The sequence below is a fragment of the Vibrio sabulosilitoris genome, assembly GCF_055391395.1.
Window position 1 is genome coordinate 991,039 of sequence record NZ_AP029599.1, and the last position, 16,118, is coordinate 1,007,156.

The window sequence follows — 16,118 nt, forward strand, 5'->3', positions numbered from 1 at the left end:
TCGACCAAAAAAACAAGTTTTGTATAGGTAATTTCAGCGTGATTATTGTTCGATATTTGATCCGGGAAACACTGAAAAGCCAATTTGCTATCTTCTTTGTCCTGTTTTTAGTGTTTTTCAGCCAGAGTTTTATTCAAGTTTTGGCCGATGCCTCCGATGGGGATGTGCCAGCACGAATGATCCTGTCTATTGTAGGCCTAAATATGCCTGCCATGGGCCTTCTGATGCTGCCACTCAGTCTGTATATCGGTATCTTGCTGACCTTTGGTCGCTTGTATGCAGAGAGTGAGATCACGGTGATGAATGCCACCGGGATTGGCAATAAATTTCTTGTGCGGGCATCGCTGTATCTTGCGGTGATTACCGGCACGCTTGCTGCCTTCAATGCACTGTGGTTAGCCCCCTGGGCACTGGATAAAGAGGCGAGAATGCTCGAAGAGTTTGCCGCCGAGAACAGCGTTGAGCTGCTCAAAAAAGGGCATTTCCAGCGCACTCCGGATGGGTCTTCGGTGGTGTTTATCGATGATATTCAAGGTCAGGAGCTGCAGAGTGTGTTCGTGGCTCAGCTGCGACCAAAAGACTCGATCTTACCGAGCGTGATGTTCTCTAAATCCGGCTTAGTGCAGGAGACCAGTGATGGGCGCCAAGTGATCAATATGTACGACGGAACGCGCTACGAGGGCCTGCCCACGCGTGTTGACTATCAGATCACCCACTTTGAGCAGTACGCTGGGGTGATTGGTCAGCGTGAGGTTAAACGTCGTGATCGGAAATGGGTCGCGATGCCAACGCTTGACCTGATTGAGAACCCGCATCCGCGAGCACAAGGGGAGTTGCATTGGCGTATCGCTTTGGTGGTGTGTATCCCGCTGCTTACCATGCTGGTGGTGCCGCTATCCGCGGTTAACCCACGTCAGGGACGTTTTGCCAAAATGGGGCCGGCTATCTTGATCTATCTGGCGTACTTTTTGTCGATCAGTGCCACCAAGTCAGCAATCGAGGATGGACGGATAGCCAGTGAAATCGGCATGTGGCCGATCCATTTTGCCTTGCTAATCTCGGCGATCAGTGCCAACAGTTTTGACAGTATTTTCGCGCGTAAGATTAAAGATAGACTAAGACAGAAAAGGATAGCCAAGGCTCGTGTTTAAGTTAATAGATTGGTATATCGGTCGCACCATTATCGTTACTTCGTCAATGGTGCTTGCAACGTTTGTAGGTCTCTCAGGCATCATCAAGTTTGTTGACCAAGTGCGGCGCGTCGGTGATGGCAACTATGACCTGCTGCAGGCCCTGTTGTACGTGCTGCTCAGCTCACTGCGCGACATAGAGATGTTTTTCCCTATGGCAGCGCTACTTGGCGCGCTGATTGGTCTTGGCGCTTTGGCGGCGAGCTCAGAGTTGGTGGTGATGCAAGCGGCAGGTGTGTCTAAGCTCAACATTGGGGTATCGGTGTTGAAAACCGCGGTACCACTCATGATTGGTGTTACCTTGATTGGTGAGTGGGGGGCACCTCAGGCGCAGGTGATGGCGCGTGATATGCGCGCGGCGGCGCTGTCTGGCGGTAAGATCCTTTCTGTACGTACTGGTGTGTGGGCGCGTGACGCTAATGACTTTATTTTCATTGCTAAGGTCGAGGATGAACACCTATATGGCGTTAATGTCTGGCGCTTTGATAACCAGCGCGACTTAGAAAAAGTGATATTTACCGAGCAAGCGCAGTTTGTCGATAATAATGTCTGGCAGATGCAAGAAGCGGTGGTGACCAGCTTTAGTGATGGGGTGGAAATCTCCAAGCAGCAGGTCGATAACTTCGAGTGGCGTACCTCACTTGAGCCAGATAAATTGGCAGTGGTGAACGTGAAACCGGAAGAGCTGCCTATCAGTGGCTTGTGGGATTATGTCCAATACCTCGAGGCCTCTGAGCAAGATCCATCGCGTTATCAGTTGGCACTGTGGCGAAAACTCACTCAGCCATTTTCAATTGCGGTGATGATGTTGATGGCGCTGTCGTTTGTGTTTGGTCCGCTGCGTAGCGTGACGATGGGGGCCCGAATTTTATCCGGGGTCGTCGCCGGTTTTGCTTTCTACATATCGAGTGAATTCTTTGGGCCATTAAGCCTAGTGTACGGTTTCTCTCCGGCTATTGGTGCGATAGCACCTAGCGTGGTGTTCTTAGTCGTGGCAGTGGCACTATTGCGGCGCAATCTCTAGGGCGAACCCGTTTCTCAACTCACTTCAATATAAAAGGAAGGCAGCAGCCTTCCTTTTTTTAATGATTATTTTAATATGCCGGTGTTGAGGATTTTTTCCATCGCAGCAGGGTAGTTCCTATCAAGGCTGTCATTATCTCTACAGCGCACACCAAGGTCTTTCAGCACGCCATCGCCAATGCCGTACACCACGCCATGGATCTCGATCTCCTGTCCACGCTCCCAAGCCGATTGTAGAATCGTCGAATTACCGAGGTTGTAGACTTGCTCAGCCACGTTGATCTCACACAGCTTGTCACCCCATTGCTCACGGGGCAGCTTTTCTAGTGAAGATTTGTGGGTGCGATACAGGTCGCGGATGTGCAGCAGCCAGTTGTTGATCAAACCCAGTTGTGGGTTATCGATCGCTGCATTAACGCCACCACAGCCATAGTGACCACAAACAATGATGTGTTTCACTTTGAGCACGTCTACCGCGTACTGCACAACTGACAAGCAGTTGAGGTCGGTGTGAACGACTTGGTTAGCCACGTTGCGATGAACAAACAGTTCACCGGAATATAACCCAGTCAGGCGCTCTGCTGGAACACGACTGTCTGAGCAACCAATCCATAGAAAGCCGGGGCTCTGTCCCTCTTCAAGCTTGGTAAAATACTCTGGGGTCTCGGCCTTAATCGACTCGGACCACTTGGAGTTGTTGTCAAATAACTCTTTAATCTCAGGCATCTTGCTTGTTAACCCTATCTCAAAAACTCAAGACACTATACACAATCTTGTTATCGTGTTCCTTATTTAATCGTTTGCTTTTCACTGCTCAGACTTCTTCGCAGAGGCGAAAAAGCAGAGTCGAGAATCGAGATCGGGCTTTGCCCTGCGAGAACGCTTCGCTCGAGGTGGAGTAACACTTGACAGTGGTGGTAAAGGTTGAAAAATTTTCTCGCTTCTCGCTTCTCGCTTCTCGCTTCTCGCTTCTCGCTTCTCGCTTCTCGCTTCTCGCTTCTCGCTTCTCGCTTCTCGCTTCTCGCTTCTCGCTTCTCGCCTCTATATTTCCAATAGTATGGAAATATAAATTGTAGTTGTGTTGGTTCGGCGATAGACTGTGCGCATTGCTAGCGACTGTCGTGTTTGCTAGCGCTTTCCATATAGACAGTGAAGAATAGCTATGTACGCGTTAGAAATTGAAAACCTGCGTAAGACCTACGCGGGTGGCTTTGAGGCGCTCAAGGGGATCAGCCTTAAAGTGCAAAAGGGCGATTTTTACGCCCTGCTTGGGCCAAATGGAGCCGGCAAGTCGACCTCGATTGGGGTGGTGTCATCTTTGGTCAACAAAACCTCGGGTGAGGTGAAGGTCTTTGGCTTTGATATCGATACGGATCTCGAGCTTGCTAAGCAGAACTTAGGTTTAGTACCTCAAGAGTTTAACTTTAACCAGTTTGAAACCGTTGAGCAGATCGTACTGCAGCAAGCGGGTTACTACGGTGTGCCGCGCGATGTAGCTAAGCAGCGAGCGCAAAAGTATCTGACCAAGCTGGATTTGTGGGAGAAACGCGCTGAGCGAGCACGCAACCTTTCGGGTGGGATGAAACGCCGCTTGATGATCGCACGCGCCTTAATGCACGAGCCGAAACTGTTGATCTTAGATGAGCCAACGGCTGGGGTTGATATTGAGCTGCGCCGGTCAATGTGGGAGTTCTTGAAGGAGATTAATCACTCTCAAGGGATCACGATTATCTTGACCACTCACTACCTTGAAGAGGCAGAGATGCTGTGTCGCAATATCGGTATCATCAACCGTGGTGAGCTGATTGAAAACACCAGCATGAAGGATCTGCTGAGTAAGCTGCACGTTGAGACCTTTATTCTTGACCTGGCTGAGGACTCAGCTGCGCCAACCCTTAGCGGTGTCAATAGCCAACATTTCGTCAATGGCTCGCTCGAGATCGAGATTGAGAAGACCCAAGGCCTGAACGATATCTTTACCCAGCTCTCTGAGCAGGGGATTCAAGTGCTATCGATGCGCAACAAGGCCAACCGCCTTGAAGAGCTGTTTGTGACCATAGTGCGTGAGCAGTCGGGCGCAAACTCTGGCTCGGTTAAGTAAGGATTTATTATGTATCAACTGTACTGGACGGCATTTAAAAGCCTGCTGACCAAAGAGATCAATCGTTTTACTCGCATCTGGGTGCAAACCTTGGTGCCGCCTGCGATCACTATGACGCTCTACTTCATCATTTTTGGTAGCCTGATTGGCTCAAGAATTGGGGAGATGGGCGGTTTTAGCTACATGGAGTACATCGTTCCTGGTCTGATTATGATGTCGGTGATCACCAACTCATACTCGAACGTCGCCTCGTCGTTCTTTAGTGCTAAGTTTCAGAAGAACATTGAAGAGCTATTGGTCGCGCCGGTACCAAACTACGTGATCATTGCTGGCTTTGTGATGGGCGGTGTGACGCGCGGCCTACTAGTGGGCGCGATCGTCACCCTCGTCTCGCTGCTGTTTGTTGATCTCCAGGTACAAAACTGGGGCATCATTATTGCGACGGTGTTTATGACCTCGGTGGTGTTCTCGCTCGGCGGTTTGATTAACGCAGTATTTGCTAAGACCTTCGATGATATCTCAATTATCCCAACCTTTATCTTGACGCCGCTGACCTACCTTGGCGGGGTGTTCTACTCTATCAGTTTGCTGCCGGATTTTTGGCAGGGAGTGTCACAGGTCAACCCAATCGTCTACATGGTCAACGCGTTCCGCTACGGCTTCCTTGGCGTATCTGATGTCGGGATCGTGACCTCATTTGGTGTGCTAAGTGTATTTGTCTTGGCCCTGTACGGCGTGGCGCATCACTTGGTGAGCAAGGGGATTGGGCTACGCTCTTAACCGTCACAAAGCCAATGTCATCAAAAAAGGTCAGCGCAAGCTGACCTTTTTACTATCTGTAACCCAAGCGCTCTAGGCGCTTAATCTGCTGCAGAGTTTGATGTTTCGGCTTCCACATCATCTTTTTCGGTTGCTAGATCGATGGTTTGATTATCAATCAAACGCACATTACCAAGGAAGGCCGACATCAGGATCACCGCTTGAGTTGACTCCGGTGTTACCGCTTGTAGAGTACGAGCATCGCGAATGAAGATTTCATCTGGATTAAGACCAGCAGCACGCAGCTGATCATTGGCATCTTCAATCACAGAAGCGTAATCATCACGACCGCCGCGCACAGCACTGCTGATCCAGCGCATGGTGCGGGCCAAAACAGGCGCACGCTGGCGCTCATCGATGGTCAACAGATTATTGCGTGAGCTCATCGCAAGACCATCCATCTCGCGCACGGTCGCAACGCCAATAATCTCCATATCCATTGCCAAGTCTTCAACCATCTTGCGGATCACCGCTAGCTGTTGGAAGTCTTTCTCACCAAAGCATGCCACGTCAGGCTGAACAATATTGAACAACTTAGTGACCACGGTTGCCACGCCACGGAAGTGACCTGGTCTTGAGGCCCCCTCAAGCATGGTCGACAGTCCAGGGACCTCAACCGAGGTATGAGAGTCAAGTCCTTGTGGGTACATCATCTCAGGCGTTGGAGTGAACACTACCTCGACCGCTTCTGCTGATAACTTCTCAAGATCAGCGTCCATGGTGCGAGGGTAGTTGGCTAAGTCGTCAGCACGGTCAAACTGCATTGGGTTGACAAAAATACTCACCACCACCACATCCGCGTGCTCGCGAGCCTTGCGGACCAGTGTAAGGTGGCCGTCGTGCAGGTTGCCCATGGTGGGAACAAACGCCACTTTACGTCCTTCACGCTTGTAAAGCTTGATCTGCTCGCGCAGTAACGCAATATCATCAAATGACTGCATGCTGGTTCCTCTAAGCTATTGTGTGCGCAGCATCCGGGAAGCTCCCTGCTTCCACTTCTTGGATGTATTTTGCAACGGCTTGGCGCATATCGCCAGTCTCGGCTAGGTAGTTCTTTGAGAACTTCGGCATATAATTGGCAGAAATGCCAAACATGTCATGCATCACTAGGATTTGACCATCAGTGCCATTACCAGCACCAATGCCAATCACCGGCACATCCAGTACCTCGGTGATGCGCGCCGCCAGATCCGCAGGAACACATTCTAGTAGGACAATTTGCGCGCCCGCTTGTTGCAGTGCAAGAGCATCACGCACCATACGGTCAGCCTTGTCTTGCTCGCGGCCCTGCACCTTGTAGCCACCAAAGATATTCACCGACTGAGGGGTTAGACCTAGATGCGCACACACAGGTACGGCGCGCTCAGTAAGCATTTTCACCGTATCAACCAACCAGTCACCACCCTCAAGCTTGACCATGTTGGCACCGGCACGCATCAGCTTACCTGCGCTCTCACACGCTTGCTCAGGGGTTGCGTAGCTCATAAACGGCATATCGGCCATCAATAGGCTATTTGGGCTACCAGCGCGCACACAGCGCGTGTGGTAGGCGATATCATCGACAGTCACTGGTAGGGTGTCGTTTTGACCCTGTAGAACCATGCCCAGTGAGTCACCGACCAACAGTACCGGCATTTCTTGGCCTTCAAAAAGTTGCGCAAAGCTCGCATCGTAAGCGGTAGAGCTGGCAAATTTACGACCTTCGTGTTTCCACTTCATTAGGTCGTTGATATTGATTTTTTTCATGATTTTTCCTTACTAGGATTTGGCTATGATTGCCAAATGTCGAGCCCGTTTTTATCAACCTGGTTTAGAAGGTCAGAGAGCTCGCTCCCATCAGGGAGTGTTAAACTTGGTGCGATTTCTGCGAGCGGATAGAGGACAAATTCTCTCACTTTCATCCCATAATGTGGGATGGTGAGGCGCTCGGAATCTATCACCTCATTGCCGTAAAGAATCAAGTCGAGATCTAGGGTTCTTGGTCCCCAGCGTTCATCCTTACGGACACGCCCTTGCTCAAGCTCAATCGCTTGGGTGCAATCGAGCAGCTCAAGGGGCGTTAATTCGGTGTGGATCTCAGCCACCGCGTTGATGTAGTCAGGCTGATCCTGAGGCCCCATCGGGGTGCTAGAGTACAGCTGAGAGCTACAGATAAACTGAGATTTTGGCAGTGTCTTTAATGCTTCGATGGCTCGCAGTGCCTGTTCGACCGGTTGCGCCATGTTACTGCCAATGGCGATGTACACGGTGATCATGACTGCGGCTTACTCTTCTTGCTTCGGCTGCGACGGCGGCGTGGAGACTTACCCGTCCCTTTCTCATCGAGATCGGCAACCATCGCTTGACGCATGGTGCGCCCAGCCGTTTGGAATTTTGCCCACCAGTCAGCGAGCTGTTTGGTTTCGCCCTGTTCAATCTCTCCACGCATCTCTAGGAAGTCAAAGCCAGCGCGGAATTTATTGAGCTCCATCAAGCGAAACGCGCGTTTACCCGTGCGACGCGGCAGGCGCAACTGCAACTGCCAGATCTCGCGAATGGTAGCGGTATGGCGACGTGGGATCGCAGTGCTACGCACCTGCTCATCCAGCACGACGTTACCTGCTTCCATGATCGCGTCGTACTCGGTCATTTTACGCGTGGCAACAAACTCATCGGCGAGCGCTTTGACCGGGTACCACAAGATAGCCGCAAACATAAACGCAGGGTTGATACGCTTGCCTTCATCGTGGCGCAGATCGGTTGAGTCCAAAGACAGGTCAAGCATCTGTTCGGTCAGCGACTCGTAGTCGTCAGTAAAGTGCTCTGCCACGCGTGGGAAGAGCTGCTGGAACAAGTTGTATTCACGCATCAGGTGATAGGTCTCAAGACCAAAGCCTGACTGGAGCATCTTAAGGGACTCTTCGTACAGGCGCGCGGCTGGGATATCGCGCAGCAGCGGAGCTAAGTATTCAATTGGCTCTGCCGTGTCTTCTTCGATATCAAAGTCGAGCTTAACCGCAAAGCGGATCGCGCGCAGCATGCGCACTGGATCTTCGCGATAACGCGTCTCAGGGTCACCGATCAGACGCACTAGCTTATCTTCCAAGTCTTCTACACCGCCGGCGTAGTCATGGATGCTGTAGTCTTCGATGCTGTAGTACATCGCGTTAATGCTGAAGTCGCGGCGCTCGGCATCTTGGTCAATGGTGCCGTAGACGTTATCGCGCAGCAGAAGTCCGGCATCAGACTTTTGTGAGATATTCTTGCTGGTCTCTTGATGATGACCACGGAACGTCGCCACCTCGATAATATCGCGGCCAAACATAATGTGAGCTAGACGAAAGCGACGGCCGATTAATCGGCAGTTACGAAACAGCGCCTTGATCTGCTCTGGCGTGGCGTTGGTTGCAATATCGAAGTCTTTCGGTTGGCCACCAAGCAGGAGATCGCGAACTCCGCCACCGACAAGAAAGGCTTGAAAACCTGCCCCATTGAGTCGGTAAAGGACTTTTAGCGCGTTATCACTGATCTGTTTGCGCGAAATATTGTGCTGCTCGCGAGCAATAATATTTAGCGACAGTTCTGGATATATCATCGATGTTTGGTCGTTTATGTTCATGAAGTTTCGATATTTTGTGTGTATTTTACGGCGGCAATCTTGAATGCGGCGCACAATTTGCGGCTAATAATAGCCTAGACCGAGCCATTTGAGAATCTTGGCGTGATCTCGGTGCTCTCTGGCAGTTGGCTCACATGCCAGTGGCGCACGCCCCAAGCGATGATTTCTTCTATCGTACCGTCGCTCAATGACGGTTCGATGGCAAAGCCCAAACACGCCATTGCATCGAGCAAAGTCGCCTTGGTATCGAGCGCATCAATCGCCGGTGCATGGTTCTGTTTTGACAGTTTATTGCCGTTGCTATCCAGTGCCAAAGGCAGGTGGAGGTAGCTGATCAGTGGCTGATTGAGTTGATGATAGAGCGACATCTGACGCCCGGTTGGCTCAATCAGGTCGGCCCCGCGCACCACTTCGGTCACCCCTTGGTCGATATCATCCAGCACCACCGCAAGGTTGTAGGCATACAAGCCATCACGGCGACGGATAATAAAATCCTCGGCCGCCAGTGCACTCGGTAGTTGGATACGGCCGTGTTTTAGGTCGTTAAACTCTGTGACCGGTTGTTGGATATGCAGTCTTACCGCGCAGTCAGTTGAGTCACTGATTTGCAATGGTCTGCAGTGCCCATTGTAAAAGCCACCCATGGCTTTGATTTGCTTGCGAGTGCAGCGGCAGTAGTAAGCCTCGCCTGAGTTCAACCATTTATCTATCTGCGCTTGATAGAGGCCATGACGCTGACTCTGGTACACCACCTCACCGTCCCAGCCAAGCTGATAGGCTTCCAGGGTACGTAAGATGGAATCGGCAGCACCGGGCTGCTCGCGTGGCGGGTCGAGATCTTCAATCCGTACCAGCCATTGCCCCTGTGAAGACTTGGCTTGAAAATAGCTGCCGAGCGCGGCAATCAAAGAACCAAAGTGTAGCGGCCCTGATGGTGAGGGCGCAAAGCGACCGACGTAGTGACTCATGCCTTATCCTAGCTTGGTAAAACAACCTTTCTAAAAACAACAAAAGGGAGCCTAGGCTCCCTTGTGACAATCAGTCGAGACCAATTAACCCTGCATCTGACGCTCTTTGATCTCTGCAAGTGTTTTACAGTCGATACAAAGATCAGCGGTCGGACGTGCCTCTAGACGACGGATACCGATTTCGATACCACAAGACTCACAAAAGCCAAAATCGTCTTCTTCGATTTTGGTTAGGGTCTTTTCAATCTTCTTGATCAGGCGACGTTCGCGGTCGCGGTTACGTAGCTCTAAACTGAACTCCTCTTCCTGAGATGCACGGTCTACGGGATCTGGGAAGTTAGCCGCTTCGTCCTGCATATGGTGAACGGTACGGTCTACTTCTTGATGTAACTGGTCGCGCCAAGCTTTCAAAATTGCTTCAAAGTGAGCCATTTGCTCCGGTGACATATACTCTTCACCTGGCTTTTCTTGGTACGGCTCAACTCCAGCAATAGCTAGGATGCCTAGCGCTTTTTTCTTAGATTCTGGCATACAGCATCTCCTAATAACACCTAGCCAACTGTTTCCTACAGTTGGTATAAGGCGGGTATCTATAGCAGAAAGCAGCAAGTGTGGCAAACGATCCGGGACAAACTGTCTATCTATGTGAACACGACGGCATTTTTATTGCCCAGTGTGTACAAATTGTACAGCGTTTTGCAGTTGGATCTCTCGCTGAGTAAGTACTGCTTTATAGCACAGTACTTCGACACCTGCTGAATGTGCTTGTTTCAACAATTGATGATATTTCGCGTCTATATGGTGGGCAGCAGCGACTTTTTCAATCCCTGAGTGCAAAATAGTGAACAATAAAACTGCCCTTTGCCCTGATTGTGCGACCTCTTGCAGCTCACGCAGGTGTTTTTGGCCGCGTGTGGTGACCGCATCGGGGAAGTAGCCTTGTCCTGGGTCCTGCGCATCGAGCAGGGTGACACTTTTGACCTCTATATAGCAAGAAGGGCGCTGATTATCCTCGAGCAATATGTCAATTTTACTACTCTCCTGGCCGTATTTTACCTCGGTGCGTAGTGACTCGTAGCCCTGAAGCTCGCTGATGGTACCGTTATGAATCGCCTCAACAGCCAGCTGGTTAGCACGAATGGTGTTAATCGCGATCATATCGCCGTTGGGCTTTTCAGTCAGCTCCCAACTGTTGGGATATTTGCGCTTGGGGTTGTCGGAGGTGGAGTACCATATAGTATCACCGGGATCGGCGCAGCCAGTCATGGCGCCTGTGTTGGCGCAGTGGATGGTACGCACTGAGCCATCGGCAAGGGTGATGTCGGCCAAAAAGCGCTTGTAACGCTTAATCAATGTCGCCGATTCAAGGGGAGTATCAAATTTCATAATCGGTGGTGAATTCAAAGGTTGTTGAGCGATTATGTCAGCCCGGTCTTCGCAAGGTCTCGGTAAGGTCTAAGCAAGAGAGCTGCATCCGTGCTGACTTGGGGTTAGAATATGGGCAAACATTACATCACAGGAATCGTGAGTTGTCACAACTACCTATCATCTCTGTTCTGCCGCAACTGCTTGAGGCGGTTAAGCAATCTGCCCAAGTTATCCTCAAAGCGGCGCCCGGTGCCGGTAAGTCAACCTATTTCCCCCTTAAGTTGCTTGAGCAGCATCAAGGCAGTGGCAAGATCATCATGCTCGAGCCGCGTCGTCTTGCGGCGAAAAGCATTGCCAGTTACCTTGCGGCGCAGTGTGGCCAGAAAGTCGGTGAGCAGATTGGTTATCGGATCCGAGGAGAAAATAAGGTCAGTCGTGATACCCGGCTTGAGATTGTGACTGAGGGGATTCTAACTCGGATGATCCAGTCGGACCCTGAGCTTATGGGGGTAGATGTGATTGTGTTTGATGAGTTTCATGAGCGTAGTCTGCATGCGGATACGGCATTGGCACTCAGTCTAGAGATCCAGTCGGCATTGCGTGATGACCTAACTTTAGTTGTTATGTCGGCAACGCTTGATGACGAGGCGCTGCAAAAGCTTCTGCCTGATGCGCGCTATATTGAATCGCAAGGGCGCGCCTATCCCGTCGAACATCGCTATCGACCACTGACCCCCAATGAGCGCCTAACCAACGTGATGAGCGCTCAGATCCAGCAATTGATGGCTAGCCAGTCAGGCTCGCTGTTGGGATTTTTGCCAGGTGTCGCGGCCATTAGGCAGGTGGAAAATCGGCTGCGAGAGTCCGGTCAGCTCAGCAAGGATATCGATGTGTTGCCACTTTATGGCAGTTTGGACTTCAAGCAGCAACAACAAGCGATCGCTCCCTCGAGTAATGGGCGGCGCAAAGTGGTGCTGGCCACCAATATCGCGGAAACCTCATTGACCATTGAGGGCATTCGTATGGTGGTGGACTCGGGCCAAGAGCGAGTGGCGCGCTTTGACCTCACTACTGGGATCACACGTCTGGAAGAGGTGCGCATAGCTCAATCTTCTGCTCAGCAGCGCAGTGGCCGCGCCGGGCGACTGGAGCCCGGTGTGTGTGTGCGCCTTTACTCCGAGACGCAAATGACCTCGCAGCCTCTAGTGCCATCACCGGATATCCTCCACTCCGATCTGGCTCCTTTGGCGATGGAATTGCTCAACTGGGGAACGCAAGACCCCAGTGAACTGTTGTGGCTCGATACGCCAGCACCAGCGGCAATGAATCAAGCATACGACCTATTGGCATCGCTTGGACTGATTGATGCGCAGCGGCGTCTGACCTCGATGGGTAAGCAAGCCTATCAACTCGGATTAGAGCCTCGTTTAGCGACTATGCTGCTGCAAGCCAAAGCGCAGTCGCCTCAGTTGCTTAATGAGGCGATTGTTGCGGCGGCGTTGACGGAAGAGCCGGAGCGCAATGTGGTTGACCTTGGCCATTCGCTGCACCGCTATCAATCGGGGCGTCACGACAGACAATCACTGCTCAAGCGACGTATTGACAGTCTGGCGCGTAAGCTTGGTACGACAATCGACCCGAAGCTGTTGAGTGAGGGAGGCTTGGCTTTAGCACTGGCGCATGCTTACCCAGATCGTATCGCGCAAAAGCGTCGCCGCGAAGGGCAGGAATACCGCCTCGCTAACGGACATGGTGGTCAGGTATATGATCCGACGTTGTTTGCTGAACCGGGGTATATTGTCGCTGTGGATCTGATGGGCACCAGTGGCCAAGCAAGCGTGATCCAATTAGCTTGTCGCCTCGAATTGGAGGAGCTTGAAGTGCTCTCTCCCCATTTTATGACAGTCAGTGAGCAGGTTGACTGGAGTGACAGTAAAGGGCGCCTTGTTGCTGAGCGGCGCACGTGTCTTGGCAAGCTGATTGTGCGCACAGAATCTCTGCCAGAGCCTGATAAGAGTCAAATGGCTAGGGCACTCCTTAGCTATGTGCAGCGTAAAGGTCTGGGGGTACTCAATTGGAATAAAACGGTTGAGCAGCTTCACCAACGGATACTATGTGCAGTGGATTGGCTGCCCGAGCAACCATGGCCTACCATGGATAAGCTCTCACTCAAAAACGAGCTTGAGCAGTGGCTGATGCCTTATCTAAATGGTATTAATAGCGCCAAGCAGCTGACACAAGTCGATATTCAAGCCGCTTTGCTGGCGCGCCTCGGTTGGCCACTCGATCAGCAGCTCAATGAGTGGCTACCAGAGAAAATTATTTTACCCACAGGACGCGCTCAGTCGTTATATTACCAGCAAGGACAAGAGCCAACGCTCTCGGTGAGAATGCAGGAGATGTTTGGTGAGCCGCAATCGCCAACGGTGGCGCAGGGGCGAGTGCCAGTGGTGATTGAACTGCTATCGCCCGCACAACGGCCTCTGCAGATCACCAAAGACCTAGCCGGTTTTTGGGCTGGCTCCTACAAAGAGGTGCAAAAAGAGATGAAGGGACGCTACCCCAAGCATGTGTGGCCAGATGATCCTGCAGCGCATCAAGCGACCACCAAGACCAAGCGTCAATTGGGGAAATAAAAGACGATAATCATGAGCGAATCGAAGAAAAATCCGCCCACCAAGCGCCGCGCAACGGCCGCGAAGAAAACGCCAGCTAAAGCAAAGCCCACAAAACGGACCACTTTGCGCACCAAACGTAGCATCAAACGCAACTGGCTTAGATCATTGTGGTCTCTGTTTTGGAAGGGCTCATTGGCCTTGGTAGCCGTTTTGCTCGTAGTGGGGATCTATTTAGACACTCTAGTGCGACAGAAGTTTGACGGGCAGTTGTTTGATCTACCGACGGTGGTTTACGCACGCGTCTTGACCCTGACACCGGGTCAAGAGTTCAGTATTCAAGAGATGCGCAATGAGCTTGATGTGCTCAATTATCGTAAGGTCGCCACGCCAAGGTATCCCGGAGAGTACTCTTCCTCATCGACACGCATCGAGCTGATGCGTCGCGGCTTTGAGTTCACCGATGGCAAAGAGGCTGAACGCCATGTAATGTTGCACTTTAACGACTTACAGTTGGAGCGCATCCAGTCACTCGACCGTGGTCGTGATCTTGGCTATCTGCATATTGACCCTAAGCTGCTTGGCATGCTGGAAAAAAACGTCGATGAGCAGAGACTGTATCTCAAACGTGAACAGTTCCCAGATATTATGGTTGACGCCCTGCTGGTCACAGAAGATCGCCACTTCTATCAGCACGACGGCGTGTCTCCAATTGCCATTGTGCGGGCATTCTTGGCCAATATTAAGGCGGGGCGCACGGTTCAAGGGGGGAGTACCCTAACGCAGCAATTGGCGAAAAATTTATTCCTCTCTAGCGATCGTACCTTGTGGCGCAAGCTTCGCGAAGCGTATATCGCCATTATACTTGACTATCGTTACGATAAAGACCGAATCCTAGAGGCGTACCTTAACGAGGTCTACATAGGTCAAAGCGGTGGGCAGGCCGTACATGGATTTGGTCTTGCCTCTCGACTGTACTTCGGTAAACCTCTTCAAGAGCTGCGCATCGATCAGCTCGCACTGCTAGTTGGGATGGTCAAAGGACCGTCTTACTACAATCCCGTTCGCTTCCCAGAGCGCGCCAGGCAGCGCCGCGATTTGGTGCTGCGCCTAATGATGCAGAATCACCAGTTGACCCCGAGTGAGTACGAAGAAGCGATCGGTCGACCACTGGATATTCAGGATAATCCTCACATCGCAAGTCGTCAGCCAGCGTACTTTCAACAGGTGAATCGCGAGCTAAGCGAAAAGGTCGGCAGCGCGTTTCGCTCTGGTGTTGGACTGCGGGTTTTTACCTCACTTGACCCAGTCTCACAAACCAAGCTTGAGAAAGCGATTGCGACTAAGGTCCCTGAGCTTGAGCGTGTTGGTGGTGATGGGCTTGAGGGAGCAGCGATCGCCGTCGATCGTCAAACGGGTGAGATCCGCGCTATGGTGGGTGGCAAGCGCACCGGCTATGATGGCTTTAATCGTGCGCTCAACGCCAGTCGTCAGATTGGCTCATTAGCCAAGCCCGCGGTGTATCTAGCGGCCCTGTCTCAGCCTTCAGAGTACCAGTTATCGACCACGCTGCTGGACAAGCCGATTACCTTGCGCGGTAATCAGGGCAATGAGTGGAGCCCGAGAAACTACGATCGTCAATTCCGTGGTGAGGTTCCGCTTTACGAGGCGCTGTCTAAGTCACTGAATGTGCCTACCGTGCAGCTCGGAATGGATCTTGGCCTACCTAAAGTGATTGATACGTTTGAAAAGCTTGGCGTCGATCGCGAAGAGATCCGTGAGGTGCCCTCGATGCTGCTTGGCTCGTTTACCCTAACGCCATATCAAGTGGCGCAGATGTATCAAACCCTGACCAACAGTGGGCGTATCGCTCCGTTGTCGGCACTGCGCTCGGTCGTAGATAACGATGGTCGGGTGTTGTTTGACTCACTACCACGCGTCTCCAAAGCTGTGCCTGAACAGGCGGCGTGGCTGACCACTTACGCAATGAAACATGGCGTAGTCAGTGGTACTGGACGTTATCTCCATTCTCAATTTGCTTGGGCGCAACTGGCAGGTAAAACCGGTACCAGTAATGATACGCGCGATAGTTGGTTTGTTGGGGTCGATGGGCGAGAGGTGACCACGGTTTGGCTAGGTCGAGATGACAACTTACCGACCAACCTTACCGGCTCGAGTGGTGCTCTGCGTGTTTACGCCCATTATCTGGGCGATCGAGTACCACAAAGGCTGGTTTTGCCATGGCCACAACAGATTTCAACGGTTGGGTTTAGCCATCAAAATAACGGCGCACTGGCGTACAACTGCCGCAGTGAGTTTAAGCTGCCGGTATGGGATCCGGAAGAGCGATTTAAGCAAGGTTGCGAATCGAATCCAATTGGGTGGTTGAAAGGGCTATTTTCCCGCTAGAATGTAATTTGCCCTTTAATCACTTAC

The 16,118-nt window shown here is 51.7% G+C and carries 14 protein-coding genes; 6 read left to right on the top strand and 8 right to left on the bottom strand.

The genetic code is table 11. The features are described 5' to 3' along the window. Positions 1-38 precede the first annotated feature (38 nt). On the top strand, positions 39-1,151 hold the full coding sequence (lptF, locus tag ACZ5R2_RS04870; protein ID WP_464901253.1) for an LPS export ABC transporter permease LptF: 1,113 nt from the start codon (positions 39-41) through the stop codon (positions 1,149-1,151). Next, positions 1,144-2,214, top strand: a complete 1,071-nt coding sequence (gene lptG, locus ACZ5R2_RS04875; RefSeq protein ID WP_464901254.1) for an LPS export ABC transporter permease LptG — start codon at positions 1,144-1,146, stop codon at positions 2,212-2,214. Before lptF ends, lptG begins: the two co-directional genes overlap by 8 nt. 65 nt (positions 2,215-2,279) lie before the next feature. On the opposite strand, the gene can is transcribed toward lptG, so the two are convergent. Continuing rightward, on the bottom strand, positions 2,280-2,939 hold the full coding sequence (gene can / locus ACZ5R2_RS04880; RefSeq protein ID WP_464901255.1) for a carbonate dehydratase: 660 nt from the start codon (positions 2,937-2,939) through the stop codon (positions 2,280-2,282). A gap of 436 nt (positions 2,940-3,375) precedes the next feature. Between can and ACZ5R2_RS04885 the strand changes: the two genes are divergently transcribed. Then, complete coding sequence (locus ACZ5R2_RS04885) at positions 3,376-4,314, top strand: ABC transporter ATP-binding protein (protein ID WP_464901256.1); 939 nt, start codon at positions 3,376-3,378, stop codon at positions 4,312-4,314. Positions 4,315-4,323: 9 nt separating this feature from the next. Then, a complete protein-coding gene (locus ACZ5R2_RS04890) occupies positions 4,324-5,094 on the top strand; it encodes an ABC transporter permease (protein ID WP_464901257.1) in 771 nt (256 codons plus the stop codon). An 80-nt stretch (positions 5,095-5,174) separates the two neighbouring features. On the opposite strand, the gene panC is transcribed toward ACZ5R2_RS04890, so the two are convergent. From panC to sfsA, 7 genes are all read right to left on the bottom strand, one after another. After that, positions 5,175-6,074 carry a pantoate--beta-alanine ligase gene (gene panC / locus ACZ5R2_RS04895; RefSeq protein ID WP_464901258.1) on the bottom strand — a complete coding sequence of 300 codons (900 nt, stop codon included), beginning with the start codon at positions 6,072-6,074 and terminating at the stop codon, positions 5,175-5,177. A 10-nt stretch (positions 6,075-6,084) separates the two neighbouring features. Then, a complete protein-coding gene (gene panB / locus ACZ5R2_RS04900) occupies positions 6,085-6,879 on the bottom strand; it encodes a 3-methyl-2-oxobutanoate hydroxymethyltransferase (protein ID WP_464901259.1) in 795 nt (264 codons plus the stop codon). Positions 6,880-6,902: 23 nt separating this feature from the next. After that, positions 6,903-7,388 carry a 2-amino-4-hydroxy-6-hydroxymethyldihydropteridine diphosphokinase gene (gene folK, locus ACZ5R2_RS04905; RefSeq protein ID WP_464901260.1) on the bottom strand — a complete coding sequence of 162 codons (486 nt, stop codon included), beginning with the start codon at positions 7,386-7,388 and terminating at the stop codon, positions 6,903-6,905. Then, complete coding sequence (gene pcnB / locus ACZ5R2_RS04910) at positions 7,385-8,731, bottom strand: polynucleotide adenylyltransferase PcnB (RefSeq protein ID WP_464901261.1); 1,347 nt, start codon at positions 8,729-8,731, stop codon at positions 7,385-7,387. Before pcnB ends, folK begins: the two co-directional genes overlap by 4 nt. Before the next feature lie 74 nt (positions 8,732-8,805). Beyond that, positions 8,806-9,699 carry a tRNA glutamyl-Q(34) synthetase GluQRS gene (gluQRS, locus tag ACZ5R2_RS04915; protein WP_464901262.1) on the bottom strand — a complete coding sequence of 298 codons (894 nt, stop codon included), beginning with the start codon at positions 9,697-9,699 and terminating at the stop codon, positions 8,806-8,808. An 84-nt stretch (positions 9,700-9,783) separates the two neighbouring features. Then, positions 9,784-10,230 (bottom strand): RNA polymerase-binding protein DksA, encoded by a 447-nt coding sequence (gene dksA, locus ACZ5R2_RS04920; RefSeq protein WP_438459139.1) that lies wholly within the window; start codon positions 10,228-10,230, stop codon positions 9,784-9,786. Between the two features lie 132 nt (positions 10,231-10,362). Next, a complete protein-coding gene (gene sfsA / locus ACZ5R2_RS04925; RefSeq protein ID WP_464901263.1) occupies positions 10,363-11,085 on the bottom strand; it encodes a DNA/RNA nuclease SfsA in 723 nt (240 codons plus the stop codon). Between the two features lie 143 nt (positions 11,086-11,228). Between sfsA and hrpB the strand changes: the two genes are divergently transcribed. Both hrpB and mrcB read left to right on the top strand, forming a co-directional pair. Beyond that, a complete protein-coding gene (hrpB, locus tag ACZ5R2_RS04930) occupies positions 11,229-13,703 on the top strand; it encodes an ATP-dependent helicase HrpB (RefSeq protein WP_464901264.1) in 2,475 nt (824 codons plus the stop codon). A 12-nt stretch (positions 13,704-13,715) separates the two neighbouring features. Beyond that, complete coding sequence (gene mrcB / locus ACZ5R2_RS04935) at positions 13,716-16,091, top strand: penicillin-binding protein 1B (RefSeq protein ID WP_464901265.1); 2,376 nt, start codon at positions 13,716-13,718, stop codon at positions 16,089-16,091. The last annotated feature ends 27 nt before the right edge of the window (positions 16,092-16,118 follow it).

What these genes read in the sequence shown, in the direction of transcription:
- can (WP_464901255.1), bottom strand. Translation starts at nt 2,939, where the DNA reads ATGCCTGAGATTAAAGAGTTATTTGACAACAACTCCAAGTGGTCCGAG.
- ACZ5R2_RS04885 (WP_464901256.1), top strand. Translation starts at nt 3,376, where the DNA reads ATGTACGCGTTAGAAATTGAAAACCTGCGTAAGACCTACGCGGGTGGC.
- ACZ5R2_RS04890 (WP_464901257.1), top strand. Translation starts at nt 4,324, where the DNA reads ATGTATCAACTGTACTGGACGGCATTTAAAAGCCTGCTGACCAAAGAG.
- panC (WP_464901258.1), bottom strand. Translation starts at nt 6,074, where the DNA reads ATGCAGTCATTTGATGATATTGCGTTACTGCGCGAGCAGATCAAGCTT.
- panB (WP_464901259.1), bottom strand. Translation starts at nt 6,879, where the DNA reads ATGAAAAAAATCAATATCAACGACCTAATGAAGTGGAAACACGAAGGT.
- folK (WP_464901260.1), bottom strand. Translation starts at nt 7,388, where the DNA reads ATGATCACCGTGTACATCGCCATTGGCAGTAACATGGCGCAACCGGTC.
- pcnB (WP_464901261.1), bottom strand. Translation starts at nt 8,731, where the DNA reads ATGAACATAAACGACCAAACATCGATGATATATCCAGAACTGTCGCTA.
- gluQRS (WP_464901262.1), bottom strand. Translation starts at nt 9,699, where the DNA reads ATGAGTCACTACGTCGGTCGCTTTGCGCCCTCACCATCAGGGCCGCTA.
- dksA (WP_438459139.1), bottom strand. Translation starts at nt 10,230, where the DNA reads ATGCCAGAATCTAAGAAAAAAGCGCTAGGCATCCTAGCTATTGCTGGA.
- sfsA (WP_464901263.1), bottom strand. Translation starts at nt 11,085, where the DNA reads ATGAAATTTGATACTCCCCTTGAATCGGCGACATTGATTAAGCGTTAC.
- mrcB (WP_464901265.1), top strand. Translation starts at nt 13,716, where the DNA reads ATGAGCGAATCGAAGAAAAATCCGCCCACCAAGCGCCGCGCAACGGCC.